Annotated in this window: 16 protein-coding genes and 2 pseudogenes; 15 read left to right on the top strand and 3 right to left on the bottom strand. The window is 64.3% G+C overall.

The annotated features are described in order from the left end of the window. Position 1: 1 nt before the first annotated feature. Both MKK62_RS06930 and MKK62_RS06925 read right to left on the bottom strand, forming a co-directional pair. On the bottom strand, positions 2 to 1,474 hold the full coding sequence (locus MKK62_RS06930) for a cytochrome P450 (RefSeq protein WP_240261763.1): 1,473 nt from the start codon (positions 1,472 to 1,474) through the stop codon (positions 2 to 4). Positions 1,475 to 1,649: 175 nt separating this feature from the next. Further along, positions 1,650 to 2,249, bottom strand: coding sequence for a TetR/AcrR family transcriptional regulator (locus MKK62_RS06925; RefSeq protein WP_240263786.1), 600 nt, complete (start codon positions 2,247 to 2,249; stop codon positions 1,650 to 1,652). A gap of 259 nt (positions 2,250 to 2,508) precedes the next feature. Here MKK62_RS06925 and MKK62_RS06920 point away from each other — a divergent pair. Beyond that, positions 2,509 to 2,775 (top strand): annotated as a pseudogene (locus MKK62_RS06920) (alkane 1-monooxygenase); the annotation flags it as partial. Positions 2,776 to 3,896: 1,121 nt separating this feature from the next. On the opposite strand, the gene MKK62_RS06915 reads toward MKK62_RS06920, so the two are convergent. Next, positions 3,897 to 4,205 carry a hypothetical protein gene (locus MKK62_RS06915; protein WP_240261764.1) on the bottom strand — a complete coding sequence of 103 codons (309 nt, stop codon included), beginning with the start codon at positions 4,203 to 4,205 and terminating at the stop codon, positions 3,897 to 3,899. A 1,779-nt stretch (positions 4,206 to 5,984) separates the two neighbouring features. Between MKK62_RS06915 and MKK62_RS06910 the strand changes: the two genes are divergently transcribed. The 14 genes and pseudogenes from MKK62_RS06910 (at position 5,985) to MKK62_RS06845 (ending at position 20,936) form a co-directional block, all read left to right on the top strand. After that, positions 5,985 to 6,581, top strand: coding sequence for a hypothetical protein (locus MKK62_RS06910; RefSeq protein ID WP_240261765.1), 597 nt, complete (start codon positions 5,985 to 5,987; stop codon positions 6,579 to 6,581). A gap of 45 nt (positions 6,582 to 6,626) precedes the next feature. Further along, positions 6,627 to 7,907: pseudogene (fadD5, locus tag MKK62_RS06905) on the top strand (fatty-acid--CoA ligase FadD5); the annotation flags it as partial. Positions 7,908 to 8,146: 239 nt separating this feature from the next. Beyond that, positions 8,147 to 8,863 carry an MlaE family ABC transporter permease gene (locus MKK62_RS06900; protein WP_434085076.1) on the top strand — a complete coding sequence of 239 codons (717 nt, stop codon included), beginning with the start codon at positions 8,147 to 8,149 and terminating at the stop codon, positions 8,861 to 8,863. Between the two features lies 1 nt (position 8,864). Further along, a complete protein-coding gene (locus MKK62_RS06895) occupies positions 8,865 to 9,734 on the top strand; it encodes an ABC transporter permease (RefSeq protein ID WP_240261767.1) in 870 nt (289 codons plus the stop codon). Positions 9,735 to 9,740: 6 nt separating this feature from the next. Further along, positions 9,741 to 11,042, top strand: coding sequence for an MCE family protein (locus MKK62_RS06890; protein WP_240261768.1), 1,302 nt, complete (start codon positions 9,741 to 9,743; stop codon positions 11,040 to 11,042). Then, a complete protein-coding gene (locus MKK62_RS06885) occupies positions 11,039 to 12,079 on the top strand; it encodes a virulence factor Mce family protein (RefSeq protein WP_240261769.1) in 1,041 nt (346 codons plus the stop codon). Before MKK62_RS06890 ends, MKK62_RS06885 begins: the two co-directional genes overlap by 4 nt. Beyond that, complete coding sequence (locus tag MKK62_RS06880) at positions 12,076 to 13,653, top strand: virulence factor Mce family protein (protein WP_240261770.1); 1,578 nt, start codon at positions 12,076 to 12,078, stop codon at positions 13,651 to 13,653. Before MKK62_RS06885 ends, MKK62_RS06880 begins: the two co-directional genes overlap by 4 nt. Next, entirely contained in the window at positions 13,650 to 15,290 is a 1,641-nt protein-coding gene (locus tag MKK62_RS06875; protein ID WP_240261771.1) for a virulence factor Mce family protein, read from the top strand. Before MKK62_RS06880 ends, MKK62_RS06875 begins: the two co-directional genes overlap by 4 nt. Further along, on the top strand, positions 15,290 to 16,453 hold the full coding sequence (locus MKK62_RS06870; protein ID WP_240261772.1) for a virulence factor Mce family protein: 1,164 nt from the start codon (positions 15,290 to 15,292) through the stop codon (positions 16,451 to 16,453). The genes MKK62_RS06875 and MKK62_RS06870 overlap by 1 nt, the downstream gene beginning before the upstream one ends. Beyond that, positions 16,447 to 18,012, top strand: coding sequence for an MCE family protein (locus MKK62_RS06865; protein WP_240261773.1), 1,566 nt, complete (start codon positions 16,447 to 16,449; stop codon positions 18,010 to 18,012). Before MKK62_RS06870 ends, MKK62_RS06865 begins: the two co-directional genes overlap by 7 nt. Then, entirely contained in the window at positions 17,982 to 18,659 is a 678-nt protein-coding gene (locus tag MKK62_RS06860; protein WP_240261774.1) for an Rv1363c family protein, read from the top strand. The genes MKK62_RS06865 and MKK62_RS06860 overlap by 31 nt, the downstream gene beginning before the upstream one ends. Further along, the gene (locus tag MKK62_RS06855; protein ID WP_240261775.1) at positions 18,656 to 19,666 is read left to right on the top strand and encodes an RDD family protein; all 1,011 of its coding nucleotides are present in this window, start codon (positions 18,656 to 18,658) and stop codon (positions 19,664 to 19,666) included. Before MKK62_RS06860 ends, MKK62_RS06855 begins: the two co-directional genes overlap by 4 nt. Next, positions 19,663 to 20,268: an Rv1363c family protein gene (locus MKK62_RS06850; protein ID WP_286670891.1), complete on the top strand. Its 606-nt coding sequence runs from the start codon at positions 19,663 to 19,665 to the stop codon at positions 20,266 to 20,268. Before MKK62_RS06855 ends, MKK62_RS06850 begins: the two co-directional genes overlap by 4 nt. Continuing rightward, positions 20,235 to 20,936, top strand: coding sequence for a mammalian cell entry protein (locus MKK62_RS06845; protein WP_240261776.1), 702 nt, complete (start codon positions 20,235 to 20,237; stop codon positions 20,934 to 20,936). The genes MKK62_RS06850 and MKK62_RS06845 overlap by 34 nt, the downstream gene beginning before the upstream one ends. Positions 20,937 to 21,002: the final 66 nt, after the last annotated feature.

Here is a 21,002-nt window from a genome sequence, read left to right as displayed (position 1 = left end):
GTCAACCCCCTGCCGTGGCACGCCGACACAGCGTGACCGGCAAGCCGTCCACCGGAATGGGAAGCGACGTGTTGTCCCAGCGGACGTCATAGTCAGGTCGGACACTCCAGGTGAAACTGCGCAGCATCTGGTGCAGGATCGCTTTGACCTCCAGCGTCCCGAACTGCATGCCGATACATTTGTGAGCCCCGCCGCCGAACGGAATCCAGGCAAAGCGGTGCCCGTGGTCTTCGCGCCGACTGGGACCGAACCGGTCGGGATCGAAATGATCAGCATGACTCCACACCTCGGGGACGAAGTGGTTGACCGCCGGTGCGACGGCCACCAGCGTGCCCGCGGGAATGTAGTAACCCGCTATGGCGGTGTCGTGCACAGCCTTTCGCATCACAATGGGGACCGGTGCCACCAGGCGCAGCGACTCCTTGATCACCAAATCCAACTCGGTCAACGCCTCGAGATCGTCGATGTTGGGCACCCGGTCGCCGAGGACATCTGATGCGGCACGCACACGGTCTTGCCAGTCGGGATGTTTAGCCAGGAAATAGGCCACCGCTGTGGTGGTGATGGTCGAGGTATCGTGGGCGGCCATCATCAGAAAGATCATGTGGTTGATGACGTCGTCGTCGGTGAACTGTTCTCCATCCTCGTCTGTGGCCTGACACAGCGCGCTGAACAAGTCATTGCTGCTACCGAGGCGCGCCTGCGGTAAGTGCAGAGCGAAGTAATCTTGCAGGACCCGTCGGCCGCGTACGCCGGCGCGAAATCGGGTGCCGGGCAGCGGTGCTCGGACAATGGCGCTGGCAGCGCGCACGGTGGCGACGAAAGCCCGGTTGATCGCTGCGCTGTCATCTTTGCCGCACCCACCCATGAATACATCAGTTGCGATGTCGAGAGTCAGGTTTTTCAGCAGTGGGTACAGACGCGTCGATGGCCCAGTCGCCCAGTTCGGGATCGCGGTGCGCACGCACGGCGCGACCTGATCGACGTAGCCCGTCAGACGGGGCCGGGTGAAGGCCTCTTGCATGATGCGTCGATGCATCAGATGTTCGTCAAAGCTCATGAGCATCAAACCGCGATGGAAGAACGCGTCGATCAGGAAACTCCAGCCGTCTTGCGAGAACGCCTTCGCGTTACTGGTCAGGGCCTGCTGGGTGGCCTCGGGGCCCGCGATGACGACCATGTTGGTGCCAAAAGCGCCCATCCAGGTCACCGGCCCGAGTCGCTCGTGGCGTTCGCGGGTGAACGCAGAGCCGAACCGGATGTAGTCCAAGGTGTGTCCGATAAACGGCAGCCCGCCGTCACCGGGCACGGCCTTGAGTCCGCTGCCGAGCGGTGGCGTCGCCAAATCCCGCACCGGCCAGCGCTGGCTCAGTCCGCGCAGCCGGTCGTCGATGCGTCGGGGCGCGGGAGTCAGGATGACCGACGACAACCGTTCGCGGGCTTTATCGATCGGTGTGTGCAACAAGCTCGTCATTGAGGTTTCTCCCTAGCGTCGCGCCCTCTGTGCGGCCGCATCGATGGATGCGCGTTAGCGTGAGCGCGCATCTGCCGGCCGATCGCCGCAGTCGGGGCCGGTTTTTCGGCGTTAGCAGCCAATCCAATAGCGCGATCTTTTACAAGTAGGCGACTTTTGTCAAGATCTGGACAGATTAGGCTGTGCTGTTATTGCCGGTTGTTGGCGAGTCGTCCAGTCGCAAGTAGCGCAGGGCGATATGTGAGATGCGGGTCGCTGTGGTGGCGGCGTCGGCGATCGGCAAGACGAGGTGACTCACTGTCAAACGCACGAGGGCATCGACGATGTCGGTGACCTCGGTGGCGTCGAGGCCGGGAAAGTGTTCGATGAACCACTTCGCCATCCTCGCTGAGGACAAGTCGAGCAGCGAGGCCGATGTGGGGAGCAGGGGAAGCATCCCGGTTGCCGGGGAGTCTGGCTCGTCGGCGCGATGCGACGTCAGGACGGCTTTGAGCAGTGGGCTGGATTCGGCCTCGTCAAGGGTGTAGCGCACGGCGGCGGTGATGCCGCCGGCCGCATCGCCGGGATGCTCGTCGAGGACGGCCTGGATGCCCTCGAGGAATCTCTCGCCTTCCTGTACCACGAGGGCGTCGCCGAGCCCGCGCTTGTCGAGGAACTCCTTGTACAGGGTGGGACGCGAAATACCGACGAGGTCGGCCACCTCGCTCATGCGCACCCGATCCCAGCTTTTCTCGATAGTCAGGGCACGGGCCGCGGCCAGGGCTTGTTCGCGCACATGCCGGCGAAATGACAGTCGCAGCGGCTCACCGGGCATGCTCGGCAGGATAGCCCGGTAAGCGGCCGGTCTGGCGGGTCGTGGTGGCCCGCGGGCACGCGGCCGCGGACCTGCCTGCTGGTGCGCTCGTCATCTGGGGTGTCAATCCGCTGTTTCCGCGAGACAAACGATGCCCCGAAGTTCGGCGCGAGGAAACATGTTCTTCGCACCCCGCATCGACGACAGTGGAGGACGATGCCGCAGACAGGGGGGCCATCCGATGGCGAGTGACATCTCGCTTACCGCCGACCACGGGCCGCGTCCCGCCTTGTGGCGAGACCGCAAGCGCTACCTGTGGCTGCTCGGCCTCATTCTTCCCACCATGCTGTTTGCGATGCTGCCCGCGGTGTGGGGCCTCAATCGTGCGGGCTGGCACACCAGCGCGCAGCTGCCGCTGTGGATCGGGCCGATTCTGATCTACCTGATGCTCCCGACCCTTGACCTGCTGGTGGGCACCGACGGCCATAATCCCCCCGCCGACGCGGTAGGAGTCCGGCGCGTCGACATCGCAGGACTGATCACCGCCGCCGTCGAAGCCGTGGGCTTGGTTGCACCGCGGCTACGGTTGAGCGTAGGCGACGACGTGGCACGGTCGAGATCAATGCTCAGGGGCTGCGGCGTGTGCTGACCAAACTGCTGAAAGACGCTTCCCGGCACAGCCATGAAGCTGCGATCGACGTGATGTGCGCAGGCATCGGCAACGATGCGGTCATCGAGATCGTCTACCGCGGGCCTTGCATGCACGCACATAGTCTGAGCCACTTGACGGCAATACGTCAGCGCCGCTGACCGGCGCGGCACTGCCGGGCTGGGCTTGTGGATCGTGCATCAAATCCTCGAGGAGATCGGTGGGCTGGTCGATTGCAGCGCGCGTAACGGCGGCGGGCTCGTGGCGACCGTCCGCGCGCCAGCGGGATGATTCGATCGGGCGGCAATTGGCCTGTGTGGGCCACTGCTTGGCAGGCACTCGACCAGCACCGTGTTGCTGCGATCGCGACCCTGGCTAAGACACAGTGGTGGCTCGCACTACAACGCCGCGATGACGGTGCCGCTGGCACATATCGGCGTGTCACTTATCGCATAGGACGGGGGTGGGAGAGAGTCGTTGGTCGCCGATACGGACGAGGTTTACGCCGACCTCGCGATATTTTCCGGCGTGGCCTGGACGAGGAAGGCTTCGCTGACAAGAGTTCGCGCGTGGTGTTTCGGATCCATTACTCTGATCCGGAAGCGGTGGTGACGGTGGAGATGCCAAACGAGGTCAGACAGACCGGTCCTGGGAGCGCGACGTGCTTAGTTGTTCAGTCGGCCGAGATGGGCAACAGGCTCTGGTTGGGCAAGGCGAACTTGACGGTGACGGTGGCTGAGGGCACGGTGCGGGCCTAAGGTGCAGTGGCTAAGCTGCCAATCTGACCCGTAGGCCAAAAATTTGTTCCCGCGATACTGACTTACGTTGCACGCGGCGCACCGCCTGGACCTCACCGACGCGTGGGCCGGGTCGGTCGGGTGGGTTGGCTTTGCGGTGGAATCCACAATTCAGGGTCGTGTTGTTTGTTGTCACCGGCATCATCGAGTATGCGGCGACGGTAGGTGGCGAGCGGGAACTATTCACCACGTGTGGTCACGGCAACACTTTTCGCGTGGCGCACGGTGGATTAGCGGGTCCGCGGCGCGGCTGACTATCGCGTCACGTGAGATCAGTTGCTCGGCGATGAGCGGGTCGCCAAGCTGCAGTGGAGCAATCAGGAGCATTGGGATAGCAACGCCCGCGGTGCCGTCGATGACCCGGAGCAGCCCATCAGGCCCCGTCGGACAGCCCTTGTGTTCATGAGCTAGCCGCAACAGCTCGACCGCAGCCTTCTCCTCTGCAGACCGCTCAGCCGCTGTCTTCTTCGCGATATCTTCCAGTGTCGCCATCGCGGCACTTCCCCGCCGAGCATTGCTCAGCGTGTCAGTGCTGGAAACACCGTTAAATTCTCAGGTCCCCGCGCGGCCGCGCAGCATGGTTGATCAACGGACCAGGGCACCTTATAAAGGTGCGATGTCGGCCACCCCGTGGCCGGCGAGTGAATTCGACTCACAGAGGGGGTCTCTCGCGGGCAAATTCGAGGCTGACGCTATCTCCGCTCGACGCGAGCATCTTCGTGTCTCCTTGCTCGCAAAGCAGTACGGCGCCCAGAGCTTTCACTAGAAGCCCGAAAACTGCAAGGAGCGTAATCAGTAAAAGAAATGCCATCGAAGTCCCCCGGGGTGTTGTGACTTAATACGTTGGGTTATGCGTGTCAGCGTCATGCTGTAGCGTCATCCGCGACGTTACTGCGCGGACTTGGGCGTTAGCTACGTCGCGAGGCGCCTACGTTGTCGAGCTTCTTTGTCCTCAGGGCACAAGCCCAACGACATTGCCGGCGGGGATGGGCTCAGTAGGCGTCTCGCGACTGTTATCGAAATGCTCTAGCGGTGTCGAACGGGTCGTCGGGCAAGGACACGTTGGGTCAAGGGCGGATCGGAACTGTGGCTCGGCAGTCTCACGCCGACGTTGCGGCCCCCGGCGCGAACCAGATTGCGTTTCCTTTTGGTGCCGGGGCGGCCCGTGACCACCTCGGCCAGGAGTAGCTGCCCGCATGACCGCCCATCTGCTGGCGCCGCTGCCGCCGATCGGCTCGGGATTCGACTGCCTGGGAAGCGGGCGGTCATCACTGGCGCCGCCAGCGGCGTGGGTCTGGCGCTGACCCGCTGCCTGCTGGCTGGCGGCTGGCAAGTCGCCGCTCGGGCTGGCGACGCCGACGAGCTCGGCTGGGCACCGGGGCAGCACCGCAGCACGCCTCGGCGTCGTCGACGTTGTCGACCCCGCGGCCGTCAAACACGCCATCGACAACTTCGCCGACACTTCCTGCGGCCTTGAGCTCGCGGCCACCGCGGCCGGCATCGGCGCCGGTGGCCGCTTCGACGAGCTCCCGGTCGACGCCTGGGGCCGGGCAACGGTGTTGACGCTTCCCAGAGAGGCATCCTTCGCGGTTCCCGGAAAAAGGTGACCCACCCCAGGGCCGGTGGGGGTGATCAAGGTGAAGGACTGGCCGGAGGTCCGACGGTTACGTTGGGCTGAGGTGTGCTGATCCGGGAGATTGCTCGTCGGATTGCGTTGTCGTTCGACGCGGTCGTGCGCGGCTACCGGCTTGGCGGTCTTCGGCCATCCCGCGGCCGCGCCGTAGGGGGCCGGCATCTTGACGCGGCCGCGCGGGTGCGTGTTGACCATGGTGACGTCGCCGTCGCAGTGCTCGAAAACCCTCTGATACATCAGCTTGCGGCAGATCGGTGGGACGTCGGTGAGCGTGTTCAGCGAGCCCTAGCCGGCAGGCAGGCGAGTTCTAGAAGCTACGCAGCGCCGGCTACCGCGTATTGAGTTGGCGCGGTGGTCGCTGAGGCGCTGGAAGTGGTAACAGAACGCGTCGGTCAACAGGTGATCAGAATTCCGTCCGAACTCGGGCGTGCGCCGCTCATAGTGGGTCCGCGGCATGAACTCTTAGGACTGCTGCCCGGAGGCGTTTGTTTCGAAACGACAAATCCGCGATGAAGGTTGGGTTTAGGGCAACATTGTCGCGGGGCGGTCGAGTTTCTACGTTTGCTCACCGTGGGTAAACGATTGCATTGGACAGGATTCGACGAGACGACTGTGGGCGAGCGTGCCGGCTGTGTGCGATGACTCGAGGACTGGGCTCGCTGCAGCGGCATATATTGACCGCTCTGCAGGAGCGCGCCGCCTCGGACTGCTATCTCGCTAACGGCACCGCGGAACTTGCCGGGAGCGGGCCGGTTATTCAGGCACGCTGGCGCTGGTACACCCTTGAGCTGCTAGGTCTGGTGGACGACACGGCTACCGAGGCTCAGCGGCACACGGCGAACCAGGCGATCAGCACCCTGGCCCGTCGCGGCCACGTCCGCACGCGATTGACCGATTACCCTTATCACGGGCCGTTCGGGGGGTACGATGCCGGCGGCGGTGAGATGGCAGGTCAGGTCGACCTGGCTGAGTTGAGGTTTCTGGACTCCCGCTGGCCAGCTCGGCACGGACGCCGGATATGGTTCCAACTGCCCCCGCCATGCAACATTCCTGCCGATGATCAGCTTGCAGTGCTGCGACGTCTGCACGTCAACCGCCCAGATGAGTTTGAGGACTTCGCAGCCTCGGTGGACCGTCACCATGCTTGGCGCTCGCCCATCGGGCATCTGGTGGCTTGGCTGCTATGCGGCAGTCCCAGCAAGGGTTCCGCGCCAACGCTGCGGGTGAGCCACTAACCCAGGGCGGTCCCATTGACCACACCACAGGTCGATCACTCCGAGGCCAGGGTGATGATCACCGAGCCGGTGTTGGCTCCGGTCGCGGCCGGCGTCCGCGACGTCACCTCGGTGCTGCAGACGATCGTGGTGGCCGGCGACTCGTCCGACGAGGGCCTGCTGGCCTACGAGGATCTGGTCGACGAGCCGGGCGACCCGGCCGTCGCGGCCGACGTCCCGAACGATTCGCCCGCGCTGATCATGTACACCTCGGGCACCACCGGCCGGCCCAAGGGCGCCGTGCTGACGCATACCAACCTGAGCTGTCAGACGACAGCCAACCTGTACACCCACGGGTTCGCCGCCGACGACATCGGCTTCATCGGAGTGCCTTTCTTCCATATAGCCGGAATCGGCAACCTGCTGACCGGAATGCTGATGGGCCTGCCTACGGTGATCCATCCGCTCGGCGCGTTCGACCCGGGACACCTGCTCGACGTCCTCGCCGCCGAAAAGGTCACCGGGATTTTCCTGGTGCCGGCCCAGTGGCAGGCGGTTTGTGCTGCGCAGCAGGCACATCCGCGCGATGTGCGGCTGCGGGTCATCTCGTGGGGTGCCGCGCCGGCGTCCGACACGCTGCTGCGTCAGATGTCGGAGACCTTCCCCGGGGCGCAGATCCTGGCCGCGTTCGGCCAGACCGAGATGTCCCCGGTGACCTGCATGCTGCTCGGCGAAGACGCGATCAGGAAGCTCGGCTCGGTGGGCAAGGTGATCCCGACCGTGGCCGCCCGCGTCGTCGACGAGGAGATGAATGACGTGCCCATCGGTGAGGTCGGTGAAATCGTCTATCGCGCACCCACATTGATGAGCGGCTACTGGAACAACCCGGAGGCCACCGCCGAAGCGTTTCACGGTGGCTGGTTCCATTCCGGCGACCTTGTCCGGATGGACGACGAGGTATATGTCTGGGTTGTCGACCGCAAGAAGGACATGATCATCTCCGGTGGCGAGAACATCTACTGCGCGGAGGTGGAGAACGTGTTGGCGAGCCATCCGGCGATCGTCGAAGTCGCGGTGATCGCCCGCCCGCACGATAAATGGGGCGAAGTTCCGGTCGCCGTTGCGGCGGTGTCGGAAGCCAGTCTGCGCATCGAGGACCTCGACGAATTCCTGCGGGAGCGCTTGGCCCGGTACAAATATCCCGAGGGCCTAAAGATCGTTAAGGCCTTGCCGCGCAACCCCGCAGGCAAAGTGTTAAAGACAGAGCTGCGGACGCGGTATGGTGCCTCGGACGTCGCCCAAAGCGGTTCTGGTTCAACAGATACGACGCCGGGTGAAGTCAGCTGACACGTTGAAGAACACGCAGGTCAACTGTACGAGAGGCTAATAACGCCGATGAAATGCGCACGTGTGAGCGCATCGGGTACAGTCCTGTGGTCCGCCTTACTTCTAGCCAGTAAGGAGACGACGATCACAGTCTTGACATCGGGGAGGAAACGGCAGTGACTACTACGCAGCCGCGGGTCACTGATTACATCCGTGACCAGATCGGGCCGCCGCTGGTACTTGTCGGTGGCTTCTTCCGGATGTGCGTGCTCACCGGAACAGCGTTGTTCCGGCCCCCATTTCAATGGAAAGAATTCATCCTGCAGTGCTGGTTCATTCTGAGGGTTGCGCTGCTGCCAACGATGGCCGTATCCGTGCCGGTGACAGCGCTTTTCATCTTCACGTTCAACATCTTGCTGATTCAGGTTGGAGCGGCTGACATTTCCGGCGCCGGCGCCGGTATCGCCGTTATTACTCAGATTGGCCCGATCAACACCGTGCTGGTGATCGCCGGCGCCGTCTCGACCGCCATCTGTGCAGACCTCGGCGCGCGCACCATCCGCGAAGAGATCGACGCGATGGAAGTGCTCGGTATCGACCCGATCCACCGGCTTGTCGTTCCCCGCGTGCTGGCCTGCGCCCTGTGTGGGATGCTCCTCAACGCTTTGGTGTCGATGGTCGGCCTGGTCGGAGGATTCCTGTTCGGCGTCTATATGCAGAACGTCTCGGCCGGTGCGTATCTGGCCACGCTGACTCTGGTGACCGGCCTGCCCGAGGTCGTCATCGCGACGATCAAGGCCTTGGCATTCGGGCTCATTGCCGGGCTGGTTGGTTGCTACCGCGGTCTGACCGTCAGCGGTGGTTCTAAAGGGTTGGGCACCGCCGTCAACGAAACCGTGGTGCTGTGCGTGGTCGCACTGTTCGGGGTCAACGTCATCCTGACGACCATCGGTGTGAAATTCGGAACGGGGATGTGACATGTCGACCGCTCAGGTAATCCGCGGCCGATTTCCGCGGGCCTCTGTAAACATCGCGAAGTACAGCGCCGCGGCCAGTCGCCCGCTCGACGAGGCCGGCCGCATCGGCTGGTTCGCGGTCATCGGTGTGCGCGACATGGCGTGGGCCCTCACCCGCTACCGCAAGGAAGTCCTGCGCCTGATCGCCGAGGTCGGCATGGGCACGGGCGCCATGGCGGTCGTCGGCGGCACCGCTGTCATCATTGCGTTCGTGACGTTGTCGGCCGGGTCGCTGGTCGCCATTCAGGGTCTTGCGTCCTTGGGTCACATCGGTATTGAGACCCTGCTCGGGTTCGTCGCCGCCTTCATCAACGTGCGCCTGGTCGCGCCGATCGTCACCGGCATCGCGCTGGCGGCCACCGTCGGCGCCGGCGCCACCGCTGAGCTTGGCGCTATGCGGATCAGCGAGGAGATCGACGCTCTCGAGGTGATGGGCGTCAAGTCGACGGCCTACCTGGTGTCCACCCGGATGCTGGCCGGTCTCGTAGTGATCATCCCGCTGTACTCGATCGGTTTGATCCTGTCCTTCTTGTCGCCGCAGATCGTCACGACCTTCATCTACGGGCAGACGTCCGGCACTTACGAGCACTACTTCCGGACGTTCCTGCGACCCGACGACGTGTTCTGGTCATTCGTCGAAGTCATCATCATCTCGATCGTGGTGATGCTGTCGCACTGCTACTACGGCTACAACGCCAGTGGTGGTCCGGTCGGTGTGGGGGAGGGCGTCGGCCGTTCGATGCGCTTCTCGCTGGTGGCTAACCCGATCGTCATCCTGTTGGCCGAGATGGCGCTGTACGGCGTCAATCCAAACTTCAACTTCACGGTATAGGCGGCTATGACGAATCCACGAGGGAAAGTCAACAAGGCGCCGTTCCAGCCCTATCGGGTGGCCGGTGTCGTCGTCTTCTTGATTTTCGCGCTGGTGTTATGGCTGGTTTTCCTGCAGTACAAGGGTGACTTCACTGAGAAGACGAAGCTGACGATGCTGTCGGATCGGGCTGGCTTGGTGATGGATCCGGGTTCGAAGGTCACCTTCAACGGGGTGCAGATCGGCCGTGTCGACAAGATCGACGAGGTTGAGCGTGACGGTAAGCCTGCGGTGAAGTTCAGCCTGGATGTCTACCCGAAGTATCTGCACCTGATCCCGGCCAATGTGGACGCCAAGATCGTGGCAACCACGGTGTTCGGTGAGAAGTACGTGTCGATGACCCCGCCGGAAAACCCGCTCCCGCAACGGGTTACGCCGTCGACCGTGATCGACGCCCGTTCGGTGACGACGGAGATCAACACGCTGTTCCAGACCATCACCGAGATCGCGGAGAAGGTCGACCCGGTCAAGGTCAACCTGACGCTGAGCGCGGCGGCCCAAGCGCTGAGCGGGCTCGGCGACAAGTTCGGGCAGTCGATCATCAACGGCAGCGCCGCCCTCGACGACATCAACCCGCGGATGCCGATCATCCGGCACGACATCCAGCAGTTCTCGCGAGTTGCCGACACCTTCTCGAACGCGGCTCCCGACCTGTTCGACTTCCTGAACAACGCCTCGACGACGGCGCACACCGTGCACGCGCAGGAGAAGAACCTCGACCAGGCGCTGCTGGCCGCCGCGGGGTTCGGTGCCACCGGCGCGGAGATCTTCAACAAGGGCGGCCCGTACTTCGCGCGCGGCGCCAAGGATTTGGTGCCGACCGCTCAGCTGCTCGACACCTATAGTCCGGAGATACTCTGCTCTATCCGCAATCTGCATGACTCGGAACCGAAAGTTGCCGCATTCACCAGTCCATACTCACTGCGGACAGAAACCGAGATCTTCTCTGGTCTAGGGCTTTTGCTTAGCTTGCCCGGTATTGGAATGACGGCCGCAACGGCTGGATTGCTTGCGCTGGGCGGTCTGGTCGGCGGCGCGCCGAACCCGTACATCTATCCGGAGAACCTGCCGCGCCTCAACGCCCACGGCGGCCCCGGTGGTGCGCCGGGCTGTTGGCAGACCATCACCCGTGAACTCTGGCCGGCCCCGACGCTGGTCATGGACACCGGCAGCAGCATCGCTCCGTACAACCACATCGACACCGGCTCCCCGTATGCAGTCGAGTACGTCTGGGGCCGCCAAATGGGAGACCACACGATCAACCCATGAAAATCACCGGAACCCTCGTCAAGCTCGGCATCGTCGCGACGGTGCTGCTGCTCTTCACCGCGCTCATCGTCGTGGTGTTCGGTCAGATGCGCTTCGACCGGTCCCACACGTACTCCGCTGAGTTCAGCAACATCAGCGGTCTTCGCAACGGTCAGTTCGTGCGGGCGTCCGGTGTGGAGATCGGCAAGGTCAAGAGCATCAAGCTGGTCGACGGCGGCCATCGGGTGCAAGTCGAGTTCGATGTCGACCACGACGTTCCGCTGTACCAGTCCACGACGGCTCAGGTGCGTTATCTCAACCTGATCGGCGACCGTTACCTGGAGCTCAAGCGCGGTGAGGGCGAGGGCTCCGATCGGGTGCTTCCCGTGCACGGGTTCATTCCGCTGTCGCACACCTCGCCGGCGCTCGACCTCGACGCGCTGATCGGCGGTTTCAAGCCGCTGTTCCGGGCGCTCGACCCGGACAAGGTGAACAACATCGCGACCTCGATCATCACCGTTTTCCAGGGGCAGGGCGGCACGATCAACGACATCCTCGACCAGACCGCGCAGCTGACCTCCAAAATCGCCGAGCGCGACGAGGCTATCGGCGAAGTGGTCAAAAACCTGAACATTGTGTTGGACACAACGGTTAAGCACCGCAAGGACTTCGACGAGACCGTCGACAACTTCGAGAAGCTGATTACCGGCCTGAACAACCACGCCGACGGCTTCGCGGCGGGCATCGCGAATATCAGCAACGGCGCGGGAACGGTGGCCGAACTGCTCGCCGACAACCGGCAACTGTTGCACAAGACGCTGAACTACCTTGACCCGATCCAGCAGCCGATCATCGACCAGAAGGATCTGTACGACGACCAGATTCACCGCACCCCGATCGGCATGAACATTGTGGGTAACGCAATAGGTAACTACGGCGACTGGGTCAACTTCTACCTCTGTGACCTCACTCTGAAGACCAACGGTCTGCAGGCCGGTGGTCCGGTCCGCACGGTCCGTGTGTGGTCGCAGCCGACGGGTAGGTGCACCCCGCAATGAGGACACTAGAACCCGCCAACCGGAAGAAGATCGGCCTGATGGGCCTGATCGTCACGGTTCTCACGGTCGCGGTCGGTCAGACGCTGACGAGCATCCCGCAGATCTTCGCGCAGCCCAGCTACTACGGGCAGTTCACCGACTCGGGCCAGCTGAACACGGGCGACAAGGTCCGCATCGCCGGTGTCGACGTCGGCCAGATCGAGGCCATCAACATCGACGGCGACCACATCAAGATGAAATTCTCCACCGGCAGCGACACCATCGGCACCGAAAGCCGGCTGGCGATCAAGACCGACACCATCCTCGGAAAAAAGGTGCTCGAGATCGAGCCGCGCGGCACTACGACGCTGCGGCCCGGCGGCACGCTGCCGCTCGGCCAGAGCACCACGCCGTACCAGATCTACGACGCCTTCTTCGATGTCACCAAGGCTGCGGCCGGCTGGAACATCGACACCGTCAAGCAGTCGCTGAACGTGCTGTCGCAGACTATCGACCAGACCGCTCCGCACCTGAGCGCGGCGCTCGACGGGGTGGCGAAGTTCTCCGATACCGTCGGCAAGCGGGACGAGCAGATCACCCATCTGCTCGCGCAGGCGAACCAGATCGCCCAGATCCTGGGTGACCGCAGCCAGCAGGTGGACCGGCTGTTCGTGAACGCCAACAACTTGCTGGCCGCGTTCAACCAGCGCAGCGCCGCGATCAGCTCGCTGCTGGCCAACGTGTCGGCGTTCTCGGCTCAGGTGCAGTACCTGATCAACGACAACCCGAACCTTAACCACGTCCTGGAGCAGCTCCGCACGGTCAGCGACCTGCTGGACAAACGGAAAGATGATTTAGCGTTAGTGTTTAAGACATTAGGCAAAACCGCTGCGGGGCTTAACGAATCTATTGCCTCAGGTCCGTATTTCAAGGTGCAGGTGACCAACCTGCTGCCGTACTGGATCCTGCAGCCTTGGGTGGACGCCGCGTTCAAGAAGCGTGGCATTGACCCCGAGGAATTCTGGCGTAACGCCGGCCTGCCGGCGGGCAAGTTCCCCGACCCCAACGGCACCCGGTTCCCCAACGGTGCGCCGCCGCCGGCCCCACAGCTGCTGGAAGGAACCGCCGACCACCCAGGTCCGGCTATCCCGCCGGGAACGCCGTGCTCCTACACCCCGCCCCCGGAACTGCTGCCGCGGCCGGGCAACCCGATGCCGTGTGCGGGCATCAACCAGGACGCCGGTCCGTTCGGGCCCAACGGGCCATACCCGAACCCGAACATCGCGTCGTCGCCGCCCAACCCGAACGGGCTGCCACCGACACCGGGCATCCCGATCGCCGGCCGGCCGGGGCAGGTCCAGCCGGACGTGCCGGGCACGCCCGTGCCGATTGCGCCCGGACCCCCAGGCGGACGCACCGAACCGCTCGGACCGCTGCCGGGCCCCGCCCCGGGCAACCCGGCGGCCGCACCGCCGCCGCCGCCGCTGAACGTGCCCCCGGCTCCGCCGGGACCGGGTGCCAACCTGCCCGCGCCCTACATCAGCGGGACCGGTGGGGCTGGCGGCTCGGGAGCGCAAGGAGGTAATGGGAATTGAGTACCGTCTTTGATTTCCGGCACCTCCGGATGCCGAAGCTGTCGCGTGCGGCGGTGATCATCGGGTCGTTGGCGATCGTCGCGGCGCTGGTGCTGGCGTTCCTCGGGATCGAGCTGTACAAGAAGTTGACGACCAACACCGTGGTGGCGTACTTCCCGGTGGCCAACGCCTTGTATAACGGCGACAAAGTCGAGATCATGGGCGTCAAGGTCGGCGCGATCGACAAGGTCGAGCCGGCCGGCGACAAGATGAAGGTCACCTTCCACTACTCGAACAAGTACAAGGTGCCTGCCGACGCCCAGGCGGTGATCCTCAACCCGACGCTGGTCGCGTCGCGCTTGATCCAGCTGGAGCCGCCGTACAAGGGTGGGCCCACGCTGGCCGACAACGCGGTGATCCCCGAAGAGCGCACCCAGGTGCCGACCGAGTGGGACGAGCTGCGCAACACGATCACCAACGTCATCTCGAAGTTGGGGCCGAGCAAGCAGCAGCCCAAGGGCCCGTTCGGTGACGTCATCGAGGCCTACGCCGACGGACTGGCCGGCAAGGGCAAGCAGATCAACACGACGTTCAACGACCTGTCCAAGGCGCTGACCGCGCTGAACCAGGGTCGCGGCGACTTCTTCGGCGTGATTCGCAGCCTGGCGCTGTTCGTCAACGCGCTGCACGCCGACGACCAGAAGTTCGTGCAGCTCAACAAGAACCTAGCGCAGTTCACCAACAGCCTGACCGGGTCCGACCAGGATCTGTCGAACGCGCTGCAGCAGTTCGACGGCCTGCTCTCCACGGTTCAGCCGTGGCTCACCAAGAACCGCGAAGTGTTGACCCACGACATCAACCAGCTCGCCGACACCACCAACACACTTGTCCAGCCGGACTCGTTGACCGGCCTGGAAACCAGCTTGCACGTGCTGCCGACGGCGCTATCGAATGCGAATTTGATTTATCACCCTGCCCACAGCGCGGTTGTCGCCCAGCCGACGGGCACAGTCGGCACCATGGGCTTTGCCAACCCGATGGAGTTCATCTGCAGCTCTATTCAAGCCAGCAGCCGGTTGGGCTACCAGGAATCCGCCGAGTTGTGCGCGCAATACCTGGCGCCGATCCTCGACGCGATTAAGTTCAACTACCTGCCGTTCGGGTTGAACCCATTCAGTTTGACCGCGGTGACGCCTAAAGAAGTTGCATATTCCGAAGATCGTCTACGTCCACCGGCGGGCTATAAGGACACGACGGTTCCAGGCATCTGGGTGCCCGATACCCCGACGTCGCACCGCAACACCCAGCACGGCTGGATCACCGCGCCCGGCATGCAAGGTGTCAAGGTCGGCCCAGTGACGGCCGGCCTGCTGACACCGGACTCGCTGGCCGAGTTGATGGGTGGCCCGAACATCGCTCCCGTGCAGTCGCAATACCAGACGCCGCCGGGATACCCGAACGCGTACAACGAGGAGCCCGGCCCGGCGCCGTTCATCGGCGTCCCCGGCAATCCGTCGCCGATCGCGTCGCCGCCCCCGGGGCCCAACGTGATCCCCGGGCCGCCACCGCCGTCGGCCGTCGGACCGTCGCCGCTGGGCGCACCGGCGCCGCCGCCCGGCCCCGCCCTGCCCGCCGAAGCACCAGGAGGAGGCCAGTGATGCGCGTGGCATTGTGCAAGGCCCGCCACCAGATCTGGCAGGGCGTCGTATTCCTCATGGCCGCAATGGTGTTGAGCTCGTGCGGCTGGAAGGGCATCTCGAACGTTTCGCTGCCCGGCGGTCCGGGTGGTGACGGCTACACGCTCTACGTGCAGGTGCCCGACACCCTGGCCATTAACGGCAACAGCAAGGTGATGGTGGCCGACGTGTTCGTTGGCTCGATCCGCAAGATCGAGCTCAAGAACTGGGTCGCCACTGTGACCTTGGGCGTCGAGAAGAGCGTCAAGCTGCCGAAGAACGCCACCGCGAAGATCGGCCAGACCAGCCTGCTGGGTTCGCAGCACATCGAGTTGGCCGCGCCGGCCGACCCGTCGCCGCAGATGCTGAAGAACGGCGACACGATTCCGCTGAAGAACTCGTCGTCCTACCCGAGCACCGAGCAGACGCTGGCCAGCTTGGCGATGGTGGTGCGCGGCGGTGGCCTGCCGAACCTCGAGGTTCTGCAGAACGAGGTCACCAAGATCCTGTCCGGCCGCGGGCCGCAGATCCGCGCGTTCCTGGGCAAGCTGGACACCTTCACCCAGCGCCTCAACGAGCAGAGCGGCGACATCACCCACGCGATCGACTCGACGAACCGGCTGCTGGAGTACGTCGGCACCCACGACCAGGCCGTCGACCGGGCGCTGACTGAATTCCCGCCGCTGATCAAATACTTGGCGACCCCGGAGTACACCCGTCACCTGGTCGACGCGGTCGACTCGGTCGGCGCGCTGAGCCAGGCTGCTGCGCAGTACCTCGGCGAGGCACGCGGACCGCTGCACCAGGATCTGCTGTCGTTGCAATGCCCGCTGCGGGAACTGGGCAAGGCCTCGCCCTACCTGCTCGGCGCGCTGAAGCTGATTTTTACGGCGCCCTTCGATGTGGACACGGTACCGAAGCTGATCCGCGGTGATTTCATGAATACGTCGCTGGAGGTCGACACGACACTGTCGGCGGTGGACAACGCTTTCCTTACCGGCACCGGGTTCTCCGGAGCACTGCGGGCGTTGGAGCAGTCGTACGGCCGCGATCCCAACACGATGATCCCGGACGTGCGCTACACGCCGAACCCAAACGACGCTCCCGGCGGGCCACTGGTGGAGAGGGCGGACCGGCAATGCTGACCAAATTCATCCGGCGCCAGTTGGTCATCTTCGGCATCCTGACCGCGGTCGCGTTGCTGGTGCTGGGCGTGTACTACCTGCGGCTTCCGTCGCTGGTCGGCATCGGGCAGTACCAGCTGAAGGCCGAGCTGCCGGCGTCGGGCGGGCTCTACCCGACGTCCAACGTGACCTACCGAGGCATCACGATCGGCAAGGTGACCTCCGTCGAGCCGACGGAACACGGCGCTGAGGCGATCATGAGCATCGACAGCAAGTTCAAGATCCCGCTCGACGCCGTCGCCAACGTGCACTCAGTGTCCGCGGTCGGTGAGCAGTACCTGGACCTGGTATCCGAAGGCAAGTCACGAGGTTTCTTCTCCCCCGGACAGACAATGACTAAAGGCACCGTGCCGAGTGAGATCGGCCCGGCCCTGGACACCGCCAACCGTGGACTGAGCGTGCTGCCCAAGGAGAAGATCGGTCAGCTGCTCGACGAGACGGCCGAGTCGGTCGGCGGGCTGGGTCCGGCGCTGCAGCGGTTGGTCGACGGCACTCAGGCGATCGTCGGCGACTTCAAGGCCAACATCAACCAGGTCGACGACATCATCCAGAACTCGGCGCCGATCCTGGACAGCCAGGTCGTCTCAAGCAACGCGATCGAACGCTGGGCCCACAGCCTCAACATCCTCGGTGGCGAGGCGGCGAACAACGACGGCCACCTGAAGAGCATCCTGAATCAGGCCGCCCCGACCGCCGACCAGGTCAACTCGGTGTTCAGCGACGTTCGTGAATCGCTACCGCAGACGTTGGCAAACACCGAGATTGTGTTTGACATGTTGAAGCGATACCACCCTGGAGTAGAACAAACATTGGTATTTCTGCCGCAGCTTGCTTCCATCATCCAGGCCATCTCGGCGCCGTATGAGAAAGACCGTCAGGCTGCCCTCGACCTCACGCTCGCCATCAATTACCCAGCGCCGTGCATGACTGGCTTTCTACCGGCCTCGCAGTGGCGCTCGCCGTCAGACACCAGCATTGCGCCGCTGCGTGACAACAACTACTGCCGTATCCCGCAGGACTTCCAGGCTAACGCGGTTCGCGGCGCAAGAAATATCCAGTGCATGGACGTACCCGGCCGGCGTGCCGCCACCCCGCAAGATTGCCGCAGTGGCAAACCGTACGAGCCCCTCGGCACCAACCCCTGGTACGGTGACCCAAACCAGATCCGCAACTGCCCCGCCCCCGGCGCACGCTGTGACCAGCCGGTCGACCCCGGCCACGTGATACCGGCGCCGTCGGTCAACAACGGCCTGAACCCCTTGCCGGCCAACAAGCTCCCACCGGGAGGACAGACCCCGCCGCCGACCAGCGACCCGCTGCAGCGGCCGGGTTCGGGCAGTGTCCAGTGCAACGGGCAACAACCCAACCCCTGCATCTACACTCCGGGCGGGCCACCGGCCGCGGTCTATAGTCCGATGAGTGGCGAGGTAGCGGGCCCCGACGGTTCTAAGTACTCCGTCAACAACTCGCGCAACACAGGAGATGACGGATGGAAGGAGATGCTGGCACCAGCCAGCTGACCCCGAACGAGACGGATGAAGATCCGTCGTCGGAACCCGATCTGGCGACCGACGATTCCACCGCTGACGAAACTGCCGAGGATTCAACGGAATCCGACGCTGCGGACAAATCGGACGCTGACGCCTCAGAGGACGATCCGCGTGGGCCGTCGCGGCTCGGGCGGACGTGGTTCATCGGTATCGCCGCCGCGCTTGCCGTGCTCGCCGGTGGCGTCGGAACCGGTGGGTACTTCGCGCTGCGCGCCCACCACCAGAGCCAGATCACCGCGCGCAACGACGCCGCCGCATTGGATGCCGCCAAGGACTGCGTCGGGGCCACCCAGGCACCAGACATCGGGGCAATGGCGTCCGCCGCGCAGAAGATCATCGAGTGCGGTGCCGGGGCCTTCCGGTCGCAGGCGATCCTGTACAGCGGGCTGCTGGTCGAGGCGTACCAGGCCGCCAACGCCCACGTCCAGGTGTCCGACCTGCGCGCCGCGGTCGAACGCAACAACCCCGACGGCTCGGTCGAGATCCTAGTGCCGCTGCGGGTGAAGGTGTCCAACGCCGAAACGCAGAACCAGGAAGCGGGCTACCGCCTCCGGGTGACGATGGTGCGCGAAGAGGGCAAGTACCGGATCGCCAAGCTCGACCAGGTCGCGAGGTGACGGTGCTGGTCGAAAAGACCGAGGCCGCACCGGCAGTCGACGAAGCACCGCCAAACGAGTTGGCGGGCTGGGTTGTTCGCGCCGCCGCACTCTTGGTGGACGTCCTGCCCGCCATTGCCGTGGTGGCGACGATGGCACTGGTCTGGTTGGCGGTCCCGCCGCAAAGCCTGTGGTGGTGGGAGTCGGTCTCGGTCCTGGTGTTCGCCGTGCTGGCGACCATGGCCAACCGCGTTGTGCTGCCCGCGGTGCTCGGCTGGAGTCTGGGGCGGGCGCTGCTCGGAATCTCGGTCGTGCAGCAGGACGGCACAGCCGTCGGCATCGGCCGCCTGCTGCTGCGCGAACTCGCACACCTGCTCGACACCCTCTCGGTGTTCGTGGGATGGCTCTGGCCGCTATGGGATTCGCGCCGACGCACCTTCGCCGACCTGCTACTCGGCACCGAGGTGCACGTCGTCGGGACCGACCGGCGACCCGCAGACATCAAGCGGCACAGCGCCATTGCGATCGGAGTTGCCGTCGCACTCTGCGTCGCGGGAGCCGCGATCAGCGTCTTCGCGATCTACCTGCCGGACCGCGCGGCCGACAGGACCCGCACCGAGGTCAACGAGCAGGGCCCCAAGATCGTCGCCCAGATGCTCACCTACGACCCGAAGTCGTTGCAGCAGGACTTCGATCACGCCCGCTCGCTGACCACCGACAAGTACCGTCCCGAGCTGGTCAAGCAGCAGGAGGCCGTGCAAAAGGGCCACCCGGTGATCAACGAATACTGGGTCACCGACAGCACGGTGCTGTCCGCGTCGCGCAACGACGCGACGATGCTGCTGTTCATGCAGGGCCACCGCGGCGGCGGCGACGAAGAGCGCTTCATCACCGCGACCGTTCGGGTCGCACTCGTCAAGGGCAAGGACGGCCACTGGCTGGTCGACAACCTCGACGTGGTGACCAAGCCGAAGCCGGCACCCGCCAAGGGCGCGCCGCCCGGGGCGCCGCCGAAGGGGGGAAAGTGAGTCCCCGCAGACGAATTCAGCCGGGTGAAGAGCCCCTGCTGAAGACGCCGAAGCCGACGCTCTGGTCGAGGCTGCCGTGGCACCCGACCCTGTCGGAGCAGTGGTGGAAGCCGTCCCGCAAATGGGCGCTGCCGTCGGCGGTGGCCGGCGCGACGATCCTCACCGTGGGCGCACTGACCACGTCGTCTCTGGTCCTGATCGATCAGCGGTCGCATCACCGCGACGCCATGCAGGAAGTCGACGTGCTCGGCTACGTCAAGGCGTTCATGGCCGGCTTCACCACACTGGACCCATTCCACGCCAACGTCTACTACGACCGGGTGATGGCCAACGCGACAGGCGATTTCGCCAAGCAGTACCACGACAAGCACAACGAGATCCTGGTCCAGATCGCCCAGGCCGAGCCGACCAAGGGCACCACGCTTGCCGCCGGGGTGGAGCGCTGGAACGACGACGGCACCGTCAACGTGATGGTGGCGACGGACATCTCGATGAAATCGCCGGACGGTAAGCAGAAGGTCGAGAACACAAATCGTTGGGTGGTCACCGCTCAGCGGGAAGGTAAGCAGTGGAAGATCAGCAGCCTGCAACAGGTGATCTGACCGAGGAAACGGCCGTCGACACCGCCGCTGAGATCTCGCCCGTCGACCCGTCCGAGGACGTCTCGGACAGCGAAAACGCCGACGAGACAATCGAAGACGACGAAGCGGTCGAGTCAGATGACGACGGCATCGTCCGCTTCCGCGAGGCGCATCCCGCCACCAAGTGGACGACGATCGCCGCGGTAGTCGGCGCCGTGCTGTTCGTCGGCGCCGGAGCGTTCGCCGGCGCGATGATGCAGCCGTACCTGGCCGACCGGGCCACCGTCGCCACCAAGCTCACCGTCGCGCGCACCGCCGCCAACGCGATCACCACGCTGTGGACCTACAACCCGGACAACATCGACAAGCTACCCGACCGGGCGTCGCAGTACCTCAGCGGCGACTTCCAGGCGGCCTACCGCAAATACCTCGACGCGCTCGTCGCGCCGAACAAGCAGGCCAAGATCACCAACACCACCCAGGTGGTCGGCGCCGCCGTGGAGTCGCTCAGCGGATCCGACGCGACCGCCATCGTCTATACCAACACCGCATCGACGAGTCCCACTACCAAAGACGTACCGTCGCTCAAGTACCTGTCGTATCGCCTTGTGCTGCAACGGGAACACGCGCGGTGGCTGGTCACCAAGATGACCACGATCACCTCGCTGGACCTCACGCCCAAGTTTTAGCCGAACCCGAATTGCCGGAGCGCACAACAGTGACAGATGAACTTAGGCGGCCGCTCGCACCGCGTC

Origin of the sequence: Mycobacterium paraterrae (assembly GCF_022430545.2) — a bacterium.
GTDB lineage: Bacteria > Actinomycetota > Actinomycetes > Mycobacteriales > Mycobacteriaceae > Mycobacterium > Mycobacterium paraterrae.
Note: the sequence above shows the minus strand (reverse complement) of the source record. Positions and strands in the feature narration are given on the sequence as shown.

Excerpts from the sequence above, each read along its gene's own strand:
- MKK62_RS06930 (WP_240261763.1), bottom strand. The coding sequence starts at position 1,474 with ATGACGAGCTTGTTGCACACACCGATCGATAAAGCCCGCGAACGGTTG.
- MKK62_RS06915 (WP_240261764.1), bottom strand. The coding sequence starts at position 4,205 with ATGGCGACACTGGAAGATATCGCGAAGAAGACAGCGGCTGAGCGGTCT.
- MKK62_RS06910 (WP_240261765.1), top strand. The coding sequence starts at position 5,985 with ATGACTCGAGGACTGGGCTCGCTGCAGCGGCATATATTGACCGCTCTG.
- MKK62_RS06900 (WP_434085076.1), top strand. The coding sequence starts at position 8,147 with ATGTGCGTGCTCACCGGAACAGCGTTGTTCCGGCCCCCATTTCAATGG.
- MKK62_RS06895 (WP_240261767.1), top strand. The coding sequence starts at position 8,865 with ATGTCGACCGCTCAGGTAATCCGCGGCCGATTTCCGCGGGCCTCTGTA.
- MKK62_RS06890 (WP_240261768.1), top strand. The coding sequence starts at position 9,741 with ATGACGAATCCACGAGGGAAAGTCAACAAGGCGCCGTTCCAGCCCTAT.
- MKK62_RS06885 (WP_240261769.1), top strand. The coding sequence starts at position 11,039 with ATGAAAATCACCGGAACCCTCGTCAAGCTCGGCATCGTCGCGACGGTG.
- MKK62_RS06880 (WP_240261770.1), top strand. The coding sequence starts at position 12,076 with ATGAGGACACTAGAACCCGCCAACCGGAAGAAGATCGGCCTGATGGGC.
- MKK62_RS06870 (WP_240261772.1), top strand. The coding sequence starts at position 15,290 with ATGCGCGTGGCATTGTGCAAGGCCCGCCACCAGATCTGGCAGGGCGTC.
- MKK62_RS06865 (WP_240261773.1), top strand. The coding sequence starts at position 16,447 with ATGCTGACCAAATTCATCCGGCGCCAGTTGGTCATCTTCGGCATCCTG.
- MKK62_RS06860 (WP_240261774.1), top strand. The coding sequence starts at position 17,982 with ATGGAAGGAGATGCTGGCACCAGCCAGCTGACCCCGAACGAGACGGAT.